Source organism: Nocardioides rotundus (genome assembly GCF_019931675.1).
GTDB classification, from domain to species: Bacteria; Actinomycetota; Actinomycetes; order Propionibacteriales; family Nocardioidaceae; genus Nocardioides; species Nocardioides rotundus.
Genome location: NZ_CP082922.1, coordinates 1,239,808 through 1,252,500, shown reverse-complemented (window position 1 = coordinate 1,252,500; position 12,693 = coordinate 1,239,808). Strand labels below are relative to the sequence as shown.

13 protein-coding genes and 1 tRNA gene (1 of these 14 only partly in view) are annotated in these 12,693 nt (G+C 73.2%); 4 read left to right on the top strand and 10 right to left on the bottom strand.

The window, feature by feature from the left end:
• Nucleotides 1-892, bottom strand: the 5' portion of a protein-coding gene (gene tyrS, locus K8W59_RS06245) for a tyrosine--tRNA ligase (RefSeq protein ID WP_223398149.1). Its footprint begins 368 nt before the window's first position; only the first 892 of its 1,260 coding nucleotides appear in the window; its start codon is at nt 890-892; the stop codon falls past the left edge of the window.
• 141 nt (nt 893-1,033) lie between these two features.
• On the opposite strand from tyrS, the gene K8W59_RS06240 reads away from it, so the two are divergent.
• A complete protein-coding gene (locus K8W59_RS06240) occupies nt 1,034-2,515 on the top strand; it encodes a serine/threonine-protein kinase (RefSeq protein WP_223398144.1) in 1,482 nt (493 codons plus the stop codon).
• A 97-nt stretch (nt 2,516-2,612) separates the two neighbouring features.
• Nucleotides 2,613-3,773, top strand: coding sequence for a WD40 repeat domain-containing protein (locus tag K8W59_RS06235; RefSeq protein ID WP_223398139.1), 1,161 nt, complete (start codon nt 2,613-2,615; stop codon nt 3,771-3,773).
• 3 nt (nt 3,774-3,776) lie between these two features.
• Here K8W59_RS06235 and K8W59_RS06230 read toward each other — a convergent pair whose 3' ends face one another.
• From K8W59_RS06230 to K8W59_RS06200, 7 genes are all read right to left on the bottom strand, one after another.
• Nucleotides 3,777-5,789: a cytochrome c oxidase assembly protein gene (locus tag K8W59_RS06230; protein ID WP_223398136.1), complete on the bottom strand. Its 2,013-nt coding sequence runs from the start codon at nt 5,787-5,789 to the stop codon at nt 3,777-3,779.
• Nucleotides 5,786-6,415: a copper resistance CopC family protein gene (locus K8W59_RS06225; RefSeq protein ID WP_223398131.1), complete on the bottom strand. Its 630-nt coding sequence runs from the start codon at nt 6,413-6,415 to the stop codon at nt 5,786-5,788. The genes K8W59_RS06230 and K8W59_RS06225 overlap by 4 nt, the downstream gene beginning before the upstream one ends.
• Entirely contained in the window at nt 6,412-7,680 is a 1,269-nt protein-coding gene (locus tag K8W59_RS06220) for a Dyp-type peroxidase (RefSeq protein WP_223398127.1), read from the bottom strand. The genes K8W59_RS06225 and K8W59_RS06220 overlap by 4 nt, the downstream gene beginning before the upstream one ends.
• A gap of 3 nt (nt 7,681-7,683) precedes the next feature.
• Nucleotides 7,684-8,361, bottom strand: coding sequence for a copper chaperone PCu(A)C (locus K8W59_RS06215; RefSeq protein WP_223398124.1), 678 nt, complete (start codon nt 8,359-8,361; stop codon nt 7,684-7,686).
• A 119-nt stretch (nt 8,362-8,480) separates the two neighbouring features.
• Nucleotides 8,481-9,041, bottom strand: coding sequence for a hypothetical protein (locus K8W59_RS06210; protein WP_223398119.1), 561 nt, complete (start codon nt 9,039-9,041; stop codon nt 8,481-8,483).
• A gap of 62 nt (nt 9,042-9,103) precedes the next feature.
• Nucleotides 9,104-9,694, bottom strand: coding sequence for a hypothetical protein (locus K8W59_RS06205; protein WP_223398117.1), 591 nt, complete (start codon nt 9,692-9,694; stop codon nt 9,104-9,106).
• 51 nt (nt 9,695-9,745) lie between these two features.
• A complete protein-coding gene (locus tag K8W59_RS06200) occupies nt 9,746-10,429 on the bottom strand; it encodes a hypothetical protein (RefSeq protein WP_223398113.1) in 684 nt (227 codons plus the stop codon).
• Nucleotides 10,430-10,735: 306 nt separating this feature from the next.
• On the opposite strand from K8W59_RS06200, the gene K8W59_RS06195 reads away from it, so the two are divergent.
• The gene (locus K8W59_RS06195) at nt 10,736-11,338 is read left to right on the top strand and encodes a DinB family protein (RefSeq protein WP_223398110.1); all 603 of its coding nucleotides are present in this window, start codon (nt 10,736-10,738) and stop codon (nt 11,336-11,338) included.
• A 6-nt stretch (nt 11,339-11,344) separates the two neighbouring features.
• Here the strand turns inward: K8W59_RS06195 and K8W59_RS06190 are convergent.
• Nucleotides 11,345-11,418 (bottom strand) — tRNA-Ile (locus K8W59_RS06190).
• Nucleotides 11,419-11,432: 14 nt separating this feature from the next.
• Nucleotides 11,433-11,966 carry a gluconokinase gene (locus K8W59_RS06185; protein ID WP_223398107.1) on the bottom strand — a complete coding sequence of 178 codons (534 nt, stop codon included), beginning with the start codon at nt 11,964-11,966 and terminating at the stop codon, nt 11,433-11,435.
• 32 nt (nt 11,967-11,998) lie between these two features.
• On the opposite strand from K8W59_RS06185, the gene K8W59_RS06180 reads away from it, so the two are divergent.
• Complete coding sequence (locus tag K8W59_RS06180; RefSeq protein WP_223398103.1) at nt 11,999-12,691, top strand: FadR/GntR family transcriptional regulator; 693 nt, start codon at nt 11,999-12,001, stop codon at nt 12,689-12,691.
• Nucleotides 12,692-12,693: the final 2 nt, after the last annotated feature.

Here is a 12,693-nt window from a genome sequence, read left to right as displayed (position 1 = left end):
CGAGCCGCTTCTGCCCGGCGCGCAGGAACGGCTTCTCGGCCGTCTGCGCCTCGAGGTCCTCGATCTCCTCGTGGCTGAGGAAGGTGAAGATGCGCAGCAGCTCACCCACCTTCTCGTCCTCCACGTTCAGCCAGAACTGGTGGAAGGCGTAGGGCGACATCATCTGCGGGTCCAGCCAGAGCGCCCCGCCCTCGGTCTTGCCGTACTTCGTGCCGTCGGCCTTGGTGAGCAGCGGCGTCGCGAACGCGTGGGCGTGCCCACCGGCAGCGCGACGGATCAGCTCGGCGCCCGCCGTGAGGTTGCCCCACTGGTCGGATCCGCCGAACTGGAGCGTGACCCCCTCCTCGCGGAAGAGGTGGAGGAAGTCCATCGACTGGAGCAGGACGTAGGAGAACTCGGTGTAGCTGATGCCCTCCTCCAGCCGGCGGGAGACGACGTCGCGAGCGAGCATCCGGTTGACCGGGAAGTGCTTGCCAATGTCGCGCAGGAAGTCGATCACCGAGAGGTTCGCGGTCCAGTCGGCGTTGCTCACCGCGCGCGCGGCGTTCTCCCCCTCGAAGGAGACGAAGGCGTCGAGCTGGCGCCGTACCTTGTCGGTCCACTCCTGCACCGTCTCCAGGGTGTTGAGCGTCCGCTCGCCGGAGTCGCGCGGGTCGCCGATCATCCCCGTGGCGCCGCCGACGAGGATGTACGGCGTGTGGCCGGCGTCCTGCAGTCGTCGTGCGGTCATGGCCTGCACGAGGTGGCCCATGTGGAGGCTCGGCGCCGTCGGGTCGAACCCCACATAGAACCGCACGCTCCCCTCGCCCAGCGCCGCACGAAGTGCGTCGCGGTCGGTCGAGTGCGCGATCAGGCCGCGCCACTCGAGGTCGTCGAGGACGTTGGTGCTCACGTGGGGTCCTTCCGGGTCGAGGCGTCGCCGCCGGTCGTCGGCGGTCAGTCTGCCGCACCGCTCCGCAGGCGCGCACGGCAGATTCGGTGGCCGGACCTCCTCGGCTGGGAGCGTGCGGAGTCGTTGCCTAGTGTGGGCAGGGTGATCGCAGGCAGGTACTCGCTCGAGCGCGAGATCGGACGGGGCGGCATGGGTGCCGTCTGGCTGGGGCGCGATGAGGTGCTGAACCGGCCGGTGGCGCTCAAGCGGGTGGGCGCCACGCCGGACGCCCCCGCTCCCGACCTCACGCGCGCCGAGCGGGAGGCTCGCCTGGCCGCGAGCCTCAACCACCCGCACGTGGTGGCGATCTACGACCTGGTGCACGACGGCGACGACCGCTGGCTGGTCATGGAGTACGTCGCCGGCGAGACGCTGTCGGCGATGGTGCGCCGAGAGGGCCCGCTCAGCCACGACCGGGCGGCGGCGCTGCTGGGCCAGGCCGCCGAGGCCCTCGCTGCCGCGCACTCCGCCGGCATCGTGCACCGGGACGTGAAGCCCTCGAACATCCTGGTCACCGCCGCCGACCGGGTGAAGCTCACCGACTTCGGCATCGCCCGGGCGGCCGCCGACGCAACGCTCACCCAGACCGGCCTGGTCACCGGGTCCCCCGCCTACCTGGCCCCCGAGGTCGCCACCGGCAAGCCGGCCACCGACCGCAGCGACGTGTGGTCACTGGGGACGACGCTCTACCACGCCCTGGCCGGACGGCCGCCGTACGACGTCGGCGACAACGTCATGGGGGCGCTCTACCGGATCGTGCACGAGGACCCGCCGCGGCTGGCGGACGCCGGCTGGCTGGCCCCGGTCCTCGAGGCGACGATGGCCACCGACCCCGCCGACCGGTGGTCGATGCGCGAGGTGGCGCGCTACCTCGCCGCGGGGCCGGGGGCCGCGGAGCCGGAGCCGGACGCGACCCGTTCGATGGCGACGCTGGGCGCCGCCTCCCCGGTGCCAGTGGAGGAGCGCGAAGCGACACCGGCGCACGATGAGCCCGCCCCGCCGGACGACGAGTCGGCCGATGAGCCCCCGCGGAAGCGACGTGGCGTCTCCCCCGTCCTGCTGGGTCTCCTCGCGGCCGCCGTCGTCGCCGCCGCGGTGGTGCTGTTCCTGCAGACGCGCGAGGACCCCGGCGCCGGGCCCACCGCGGGCGGCACCACCTCGGCATCGCCGTCCCCGACCGCCAGTGAGACGCCGTCCCCCACGTCGTCGGAGTCGCCGTCGGAGTCCCCGACCCAGAGCCCCTCCCCCTCGGAGACCTCCGAGACGCCGGACCAGCAGGCGGAGGCGGCCGCCATGGAGGGCTTCGCCTCCGACTACCTCAGCACGGTCACCTCCGATCCGCAGGCCTCGTGGGAGCGGCTCACCCCGGCCTTCCAGCGGCAGAGCGGCGGGTTCGAGAGCTACAACGGCTTCTGGAGCGGCATCAGCCGGGCCAACGTCCTCGACATCACCGCCGACCCCGGGTCCGACACGGTCACCTACTCGGTGGAGTACACCCGCAACGACGGCTCGACCATCACCGACGTGGTGACCCTCGACCTGCAGCCGGCGGGCGACTCGTTCCTCATCGCCGGGGAGTCCTGACCCCCTCGGACGTCGAATCGCGAGCGTTCCGTCACCCGGCCGTGACCTGACGGGACTATCGTCGCCTCGCTGACGGCGAGAGCGAGGGGGGCGGGAGATGGGCTGGCGCAGGACGTTGCTGCCCGTGGCGATCGCGGTGGCGGTGGTTGTGGTGGGCTATCTGGCACTGACCCGCGGGGTCGACGCCTGGCAGTCGCGGGCGGACCGCCCCACGCAGGGCGAGCCACGGTTGCCGAGCCGGGTCGACGTACCCGCCCCGTCGGTGCCCACCACGGGCAGCCAGGGACCGGTCGGCCCCGTCGGGCTGGTCTTCCCCGTCGTCTCCGTGGAGCGCGGCCTGGGCGACCAGGTCCCCGACCCGTGGGTCGCGGTGTCCTCGTTGGACGGCGCCTACCGTGCGATCGAGCGGACCGATCTGCCGCCGGCGAGCCGCGGGGCGGCGATCCAGGTGTCCCCGGACGGCCGCCGGCTCGCGTGGGCCGACGGCTCCACGGTGATCGTCTACGACACCGTCCGCGACACGGCGCGCAGCCTGCCCACCGAGGGGCCGACCACGCTCGGCGCCTTCTCCCCCGACGGCGCCCGCATTCTGGAGTACGACGGGGCGATGGCCGCGCTGGACGTCGACTCGGGCCGCCGCACCGAGCTGGGCGCCGTACCGACCTCCTCCGCGGTGGCGGGTGCCGCCTGGGCTCCCGAGGGCGACGAGGTGGCCTGGGTCGCGAACCGCCGCCTGGTGACCGCGTCCGGGGACGGCTCCGGGAGCACCGGGCAGCCGACCCGGCTGCCCCAGAGCAGCACGCTGGCGTGGTCGCCCACCGGCGACCGGCTGGCCAGCCTCACCAGCGACGGCGGCACGCTGAGCGTCTGGGACACGACGGGCGAGCGCTTCACTGCCGCCGGCCGGGTGGACACGGGCGAGCTCTATATCGAGCGGCTGCTCGGGTTCTCCGACGACGACCGGCTGGCGGTCGTCGGCCTGACGTCGGCGACCGGGGCACTGAGCCGGGCGTTCACCCTCAGCCTGGACGGCGGTCGCACCGCCCAGCTCACCGCTCTGCCGGGCCAGGGCGAGAACTGGGTGAGCAGTGCCGGCGTGGGGTTCGCCGCCGACGCGGTGCGCGGTGGCTCCGCGGACTACCCCGGCCCGCCGGAGCGGTGGAGCGACCGGAGCGTGCTGAGCGCGCTGGTGCTGGGCGCGTTCTGCGTCCTCGGGTTCTACTTCACCCGGCTCCGCCGCCGCCGTGGTCGGCCCTGACCCTCAGCGGCTCTCGTTGCGGCGCGTCTCCTCGCCGAGCTGGGCCAGCCAGGCGTTGTAGGCCGCCAGATCGGCGTCCCCGTCCCGCTCGGCCTTCCGGTCGTGCCGCGCGGCGTCGCGGCTGTCGGCACGGAACCAACGGAAGAGCACCGCGAGCATCACCAGCAGCATCGGCACCTCGCTGAACGCCCAGGTGAGCGAGCCGGCGAGGTACTGGTCGGCGGCGAGGTCGATGCCGAGATCGGAGGAGACGACGCTGTAGTAGGGCTCCCCGATGATGTCCGCGGTGTTCATCACGCTGATCGCGAAGAAGGCGTGGAAGGACATCGAGATGAGCATCAGCCCGATCGCGGCGAGGTAGGGGATCCGCCGCGGGAGCGGAGCGATCCCGATCAGCAGCTCGTAGAACAAGATGCCCACCAGCAGGAAGTGCAGCTCCATGAACGCGTGTCCCAGGTGGGTGAGCATCAGCGCGTCGAAGAGGTCGGTGAGGTAGATGACGTAGACGCTGCCCACGAACAGCAGCGCCGCCACCACGGGATTGGTCAGCAGGCGCACCGGCCGCGAGCGCAGCGCGGAGGCGAGCATCTGCCGCGGCCCGGTCCCACCGGGCAGGTCGGCGCCCGGCAACGCGCGGAGCGCGAGCACGATCGGCGCCCCCAGCACCAGCAGCAGCGGGGCCACCATGGCCAGCAGCATGTGCGAGACCATGTGCGCGCTGAACAGGACGCGGGAGTAGACCCCGAGGCCGCCGATCGTGGCGTAGGCGACGACCAGGAGCCCGAGGAACCAGCAGACCGTCCGCCCCACGGGCCACGACTCTCCACGCCGTCGGAGCGTGACCACCCCGACCAGATAGCCGGCGCCGCCGAGCAGGCAGACCGCCAGGCCGATCCCCGAGGGCGTGAGCTCGGTGAGGTAGTTGGTCAGGCTCGGTGCCGGCGGGACCTCCCCGGCGAGCAGCGACTCGGCCGCGGTGGTGTAGGGCTCACCGACCGGCGGCGGGGTCCGCGACAGGGCCACGCCCAGGCCGACCGCGACCGCCATCACCGTGAGCTCGACGCCGCTGAGGACCGCGAGCCTGCGGGCCGCGAGGCCGCGCTCGACCCCGCGCGCCAGGACGGTGCGGCGGATGCCGGTGCCGAGGTAGCCGAGCACGAGGATCGCGACCGTCTTGGCCAGCACGCCGAGGCCGTAGCCACTGGTCACGAAGGCTCCCGGGCTGCCGAGCCGGACGATCGCGTTGACCTGGCCGCTGAGGAGCACGATGACGGCGCACCAGGCGGCCAGCGAGGAGAAGCGGGTCGCCGCGCGCAGCCGAAGCTCGGGGGTCGCGGCGAGGAACCACCACAGGGCGAGCACGCCGCCGGTCCACAGCATCACCCCGCCCACGTGCAGCAGCAGGCTGACGATGGCGGTGTCGTGGCTGCCGCTGGATGCGGAGTGCCCGGTGAGCGTCGGCGGCAGCGTCGCGATCAGCGCGAGGGCCAGCAGGAACCCGGCCTCGCGCACCGTCAGCACCCACCGGCTGCCGATCGCGACCATCACGATGAGCACGGCCTGCAGACCCAGCGACCGGCCCTGCTCGATGCCGGTGACGAACTCCCAGGCCGTGCCCGGGCCGAGCTCCCAGGCGGGCACGGCCAGCTGGTCGGACAGGGTGAACCAGATCGCGACCACGACGGCCGCCAGCCAGACCAGCGCGAGCCGCCGCACGCTGCGCACGGCGCGGAAGGCCACGGACGGGAGCTCGTCGCCGATCGCGGTCGAGACCAGCATCGGCACCATCAGAGAGCCGACCACGCCGATCGCGGCGAGGTCGGCGACCAGCTTGACGACCGGCAGGCCGTATCCGGTGACCTTGCCCGGGTCGGGCAGCCCGGGGTAGGTCGGCTGCGGACCGCCGCCCGCCGCGAGGAGCAGGATCGCCCCGGCGACGAAGGCGAGGGCGACGATGCCCGCCGCCCACAGCAGGCGGGGCCGGGCCGGACGGGTCTGCACCGCGGTCGCGGTCATGGTCGGGACCTGGCGGACCGGCGGGAGAGGTAGAGCAGCGCGGCGGCGACCACGAACAGGGCGGCGCCGATGATCACGTGCGTGCCGTGCCTGCCCCAGAAGCCCTGCGGCTCGGTTGTGGACTCGTCGGCCCGTGCATCGGCCGGGGTGCTCGGCTCACCGGCTCCCTCCTCCCCGGACCCGGTCGCCTCAGAGCCCGCGGAGGAGGAGCCGGACGCGCTGCCGCTCCCGACGGCGAACTCCACCCGCCCGGTCACCGGATGGCCGTCCTCGGAGACGACCCGGTAGGCGGCGATGTACGTGCCCTCCTGGTCGCCGCTGAGCTGCTGGGTGACCGTGTCGCCGGAGACCTCCGGGTCCCCGCCGGACTCCCGGGAGCCGTCGGGGGCGGTGACCACGACATAGGCCGGCTCGGAGATCTCCTCGTTGAAGGTCAGCGAGACCTCCGCCGGCAGCGTGTCCAGCCGCGCTCCGTTCTCCGGCGTGCTGGAGACCAGGCCGGCGTGGGCGCTGGCCGGAGCCGCCCAGAGGAGGGGTACGGCGAGCGCCAGGACCGCCATCGCCACGAGGCGGATCGGTCCGGTGGTCGTGAGTGCCCGCGCGGCGCGCGGGAGGGTGCGTGTCATGCCTGCTCCTTCCGGAGGATGGTCTCACCGAGGTAGGGCGTCCCGCCCGCGGGGGTCTCCGGGATGCCCGGGGGTACGGCGTAGACCGCCGAGCCGATCGTGGTCACCCACTCGTTGAGCCGGTCCAGCTCGGCGAGTCGGCGCTGGATGGGGACGAACTGCCGCTCCACGTCGCGGGCGAAGGCCAGGAAGACCAGGCCGGCGTCCTCCCCGGAGGGCCGCGACGGGTCGGGCACCGCGTAGTTGTAGGGGCGGCGCAGGATCCGCTCCGTCCCGTCCGCGCGGGCCCGCGCCACGTGGGAGGCGGGGTCGATCACGGGCAGCCCGTACTCGTCGGTGGCCGAGAGGTCGGGGACGTCGTGCTCCTGGTCGCCGGTCAGCGGTGCCCCGGTGTCCAGGCGGCGGCCGACGACGACCTCCTTGCCCTCGCGGGAGACCTTGTCCCACTTGTCCAGCAGCATCCGGATGCGCCGTACCACCATGGTGGTGCCGCCGTCCCCGTCCCACAGCACCTGCTCGAAGTCCGCGTCGGAGGGCACCGGGTTGCCGGTCCCGTCGATCTGGCCCATCAGGTTGCGCTGGGTGACGCCCGGCTCGACGGTGCCGCGCGCGTTGCGGAAGCCGTCCTGGATCCAGCGCAGCGAGGTGAACGCCTCGGCGTCCTTGAGGATCATCCGGCGAGCGTGGGCCAGGGTGATCGGGTCGTCGCAGCACAGCTGCACCGCCAGGTCGGTCTGGCCCCAGGCCTCCTCCAACCGATCGGTCCGGAAGCCCGGGAGCGGACGCAACCGCACGCCCGGGCGGCCGAACCGGTCGATCACCCGCGGGCCGAAGCCCAGCGTCACGGTGAGCCGCGACGGCTGCTGCGCCAGCTCGGGGTCGGTGTCGGCCAGCGCCGGCTCCCCCTGGGTGAGCCGGGCCGCGTCGTCGGTGAGCAGCCGCAGCAGCCGGGTGAGCGCCTCGGCGTCCACGCTCGGCCGCAGGTCCAGGCCGAGCAGGCTGAGCCGGGCCTGGGCGGGCTCGGTGTCCACCCCGGCCTGGCGGGCGCCGCGGAACGGGATCACCTGCCCACCCGCGGGTGCGGCGGCTGCGCCCTCGGGTGCCACCGTGGGGCCGGCGGGAACGGCATGCCCGGGCGTGACCAGCGTCGCGGCGGTCCACCCCACCCCGGCGCCGCCGAAGGCGGCGGCACCGGAGCGGAGCAGGCCACGACGCCCGACGGCCACCTCGGCGGCCGGTCGTGCTTCGTGGTCGGCGGAGGACATCGACTACTCCGAGGCCTGGTCCGACGGGGCGTCGGAGCCGGACATGTCCATGCCGGACATGTCCCCGCCCTTCTCGTCGCCGCCCTTGCCGGACATGTCCATGCCCTTCTCGCCGCCGCCCTTGCCGGCGTACTTCTCATCGGCGCCGTTGAACGCCTTCACCGTGGCGGGCACCTCGACGCTCGTCCCGTCCTTGAGCTCAAGCACGACGGTGAGCTCCTCGCCGGGCTTGAGCGCGCGCTTGAGCTCCATGATCATCACGTGGTCGCCGCCGGGCGCGAGCTCGTGGGTCTTGCCGGCCGGGATGGTGAAGCCGCCCTCCTTGGGCTGCATCATCATCTGGCCGTTCTTCTCCACCGTCTCGTGCAGCTCGACCCGGTCGCTGACGTCGACGGTGGCGGCCCGGACGGTGATGTCCTGGTCGGTCTCGTTGGTCAGGGTGCCGAAGGCCGCGGTCATCTCGCCGGCGGGCGCGGCCTTGATCCACGGGTCGGCCAGGGTCAGGACGGGACCGCCGGCGGTCTCGCTCTCAGCCGGCGCGGAGCTGGCCGCGCTGGACTCCTCAGTGGCGGCGGTGCTCTCGGTGCCGTTCTCGGTGCCGCAGCCGACGAGCAGGGCCGCGGCGAGCACGCCGGCGCCGGCCAGCTGGGCACGACGGACGTAGGGGTGGTGCTTCTTCATGGGGTTCCTTCCACAACGGGCGTTCGGGGAGGACCCGTCGTGCCCTCAGGGGCAGGCGGACGGGCCCGTTGACGGCGCTGCCGCGGGCCCCGTCGCCGGTGGTCGGAGGTCGGGGGCGGTCAGGCCGGGGTCAGCAGCACGCGCGGGGCGGGCGGGCCGCGCAGCTGACCGGAGGCCGCGGCCCAGTGGGCGACGGCGACATGGCGGTACGTCGTCCTCGCGACCACGCGAGGGCGCGTCCGCGTGGGCACGGGGCCCGCGACCAGGGGCGCCACCCGGCGCAGCACCCAGTCGGTGAGCAGCCCGACGATCGCGCGGTCCAGGCCGCGGCAGATCGCGACGGTGAGCACCGTGATCACCAGGTGGGCGACCAGCATCCGCAGGCCGCCGGTGGTCAGGTCGACCGAGCCCGATTCCGCCGCTGGGACGGGGACGGCCATCAGCAGCACGTGCCACAGGCCCTGGGAGAGCAGCGCGGCCGCGCCGAGCGCGGCGGCGTCGTGGTGTCGCCGTACGACCAGCATCGTGAGGAGGACCGAGAGGGGCAGCGCCAGCAGTGCCATCGGCCCCGGGGCGCCTCCGCCGGAGAGCCCGTGCGCCGCCATCGCGCCGACGGCACACACCAGGCCGGCGGCGAGCGCGCGCAGGCGCGACGCCTGCGCGCTGACCGCGTTCCCCATCGGTGCGGGGACCTCCTCCGTGCGGGCCTTCGGTCGGACCGCCCTACGATATCGAGCCACCGTCAGCGCCGGTCGATCGGCCCCTCCGGCAGGTCCCCTCCCGGGGTGGGGTCGGAGAGCCAGGGCGAGCGCGCCACCGGGTCGATCGACGCGGCCGGGAACCAGCCGCGGCTGTAGGCCCTGCGCGGCTCCCCCGCCTCCCAATAGGGGACCCGGCGGCCGTCGATGGTGACCATCCGTGGCGACATGGACTCCCGCTGCTCCACGCGTACGGCGCATCGGCTGCATGCGGGCACGCGGCGCGTGCCCCGCCGGGGCATCGTCCACACGACGTCGCGGGCGGCCGGGCCGTGCTGGGGGTCGAAGAAGCACGGCGTCCGCCGCTCGGGAGGCTCGTCACCGACGACGCGGGCGCGGACGCAGGCGAGGGCATACCTCCCGGTCGCCAGGGTGTCGCTCACGCTGCTGATCTCCTCCGGCGTCCGGAGCCGCGGCACCTGCAGCCCCGCCACCTCATAGGCCCGAAGCGCGTCCTGGTAGTCACCGCGGGTCGCCTCGTCCAGCTCGGTGTCGCCCAGTTCGCGGTCCAGACGCTGAAGCTGCTCGCCGAACACGGTCACGTCCTCGTCGGCGAGGCGGCGTACCTCCTCCATCACTGACCGGTCCGCGTCACCGCGCCGCCACCCTCTCCCCACAGTCGGTGCCTACGACTCGCCCGGGTCGCCGGCGTCGCCGGAGTTGCCGTCGTCGCTGAAGCCGCCGGCGGCGAAGAACCCGCCCGAGGATGGGGTGACGCTGAGCGGTCCGCCGCCGAACTGCTGCCGGGCACCCGGAGCGGGCACCAGGCCGTGACCCTGGAGATAGGGCAGGTACGCCGTACCCGCGCCCCAGTAGGGCACGGTGCGGCTGGTCAGCCGCACCAGCCGGGTGTCCGGCTCCTCCCCGCCCTCCAGGCGCGCCTCGCACTGGGCACACACGGCCACCTTGCGCGTCCCCAGACGGGGGAAGGTGTGGACCACGTCGCGCACCGACGGGCCGTGCTGGGGGTTGAAGAAGCAGTCCGCCCGCCGCTCCGGCGGCTCCTGGCCCTTCGCCACCGCCCGAGCGCAGACGATCTCGTACCTCGCCTCGGAGAGGGTGTCCAGCAGCGCCGCGACGTCCTCCTGCGAGTCCAGGCGGCCCACCGCGCGCGTGGCCTGCTCGTAGCCGTCCAGAGCTGCCTGGTGGTGCTCACGGGCGGCGTCGGCTCGGTCGCTCCCGGCCAGCTCGGCATCCAGCCGCTGCAGCTGCTCACCGAGGACGGTCACGTCCTCCTCGGCCAGCTGGCGCGACCCCTCCAGGTCCTCCTCCGCCTCGGCCTTCGCCCGTCGTCTCCCCCAGAACCTCATGCTCCTTGATACCACCCCACCGCCCCATCGGTGGTCGAGCCTGTCGCGACCCCCCATCGTTGGTCGAGCCTGTCGAGACCCCCCATCGTTGGTCGAGCCTGTCGAGACCCCCCATCGTTGGTCGAGCCTGTCGAGACCCCCCATCGTTGGTCGAGCCTGTCGAGACCCCCCCCATCGTTGGTCGAGCCTGTCGAGACCACGGGCCCGTGTGCAGAAATGCACCTGCTCCGCGGCCGACCGGGTGCACTACCCCCGGTCGTGGTCGATTCTTCACCCGCTGCCTGCGCACGGGTCTAGGGTCGGAGCATGCCCAGCGACCAGAAGGCCATCTGGCAGCGGTACTACAAGGAGCGCCGGGACGCGCTGATCTCCAAGGTCGAGGACCTCTCCGAGTACGAGACCCGGCGCCCCCGCACGCCGACCGGAACCAACCTGATCGGCATCATCAAGCACGTCCTCAACGTGGAGGCGGTCTACCTCGGCGCCACCTTCGGACGACCGTTCCCCCACGCTGAGGAGTTGGTCACCGAGAAGGCCTTCGAGACCGATCCGCAGGCCGACTGGTACGCCACCGCCGACGAGACCACCGCCGGCATCATCGACCTCTATCGCCGGGTGATCGCTCACTGCGAGCAGACCGTCGAGCTGCTCGACCTCGACACCGTCGGCCACGTGCAGCACTGGGGCGGCAAGGAGGTCACCCTGCACGGGATCCTGGTGCACAACTTCAACGACCTCTCCCAGCACAACGGCCAGGCCGACATCCTGCGCGAGCAGGTCGACGGCAGTGTCGGGTGGCGGCGGCCGGGCGACAACGTGCCGGACGGGTACGACTGGCCGGCGTACGTCGCGAGGTTGAGCGAGCTCGCCGAGACGTTCCGCGAACAGCCCGCGAGCCCGAGTGAGTGACGTGAGTGGGGCGGGTGGGGCTCGAACCCACGACCCAAGGATTATGAGTCCTCTGCTCTGACCGGCTGAGCTACCGCCCCTGGCGCGGCTGAGCCTACGACGTGCCCTCGAGCGCGAGCCGGACAGCCTGCTCGGCGACCGCGACGACCTGCGCCAGCGGCGGGGCGACGTCCACCGTCACGCCCCACTCGTCGGGCTGCAGCGGCTCGAGGGTCGCGAGCTGGGAGTCCAGCAGGCTGGGCGGCATGAAGTGGCCCCGGCGGTGGGTCATCCGCGACATCAGCACCTCGCGGGTCCCGGCGAGGTGCACGAAGAACAGCCGCTGCTCCCCCGCGGTCTCGCGCAGCAGGTCGCGGTAGGCGCGCTTCAGCGCCGAGCAGGTCAGGACCATCGGGTCGGGCGCCGCGGCGGCGACCAGACCGCCCAGCTCGGTGAGCCAGGGCCAGCGGTCCTCGTCGGTCAGCGGGATCCCGGCGGCCATCTTGTCGATGTTCGACTGCGGGTGGTGGTCGTCCCCTTCGACGTACGGCGCCTCCGCCCACGCCGCCAATGCCCGGCCGACCGTCGTCTTGCCCGTGCCCGACACCCCCATCACGACCAAAGAAGGGTTCGGCTCGTCACGCGTCATCTGGACCCCTCCTCGACGCTAGCCTGACCGTCATGGCGACCACTCTGCACCACGACGTGCTGGCCGACCTCGGCCCGCGGGTGGTCTCGGGTGAGCTCCGCGAGGGCGAGAGCATCACCCTGGAGTGGGTCGGGGCGGAGTACGACGTGTCCCGCACCGTCGCCCGCGAGGTGATCCAGGTCCTCGTCTCCATGCACCTGGTCGACAGCCGGCGCCGCACCGGCATCACCGCGCGGCCGCACCAGGAGTGGGACGTCTACAACTCCGACGTGATCCGCTGGCGCCTCGCCGGGCCGGGCCGGGTCGCCCATTTGCACGAGCTCTCCCAGCTGCGCGCCGCCATCGAGCCTGCGGCCGCCGAGATGGCCGCCGCCCGCGCCAGCGCGGAGGTGCGCACGGAGGTGCTGCGGCTGTCCGAGGCGCTCGAGCGCACCGGGGCGGCCGGCGACCTGCGCCGCTTCCTCGAGCACGACGTCCGCTTCCACCAGCTGCTGCTGCTGGCCTCCGGGAACCCGATGTTCAGCGCCCTCACCGACGTGGTGGAGGCCGTGCTGCGGGCCCGCACCGAGCTGGACCTGATGCCGCCGGAGCCGAAGTCGGAGGCTCGCGCCCACCATGTCGCCGTCGCCCGTGCCGTGGCGGGCAGCGACGGCCCGGGCGCCCGCCGCGCGATGACCGCGATCTGCCTGGAGGTCGCCGGCGAGCTCGACGAGCTGGTCGACTGACG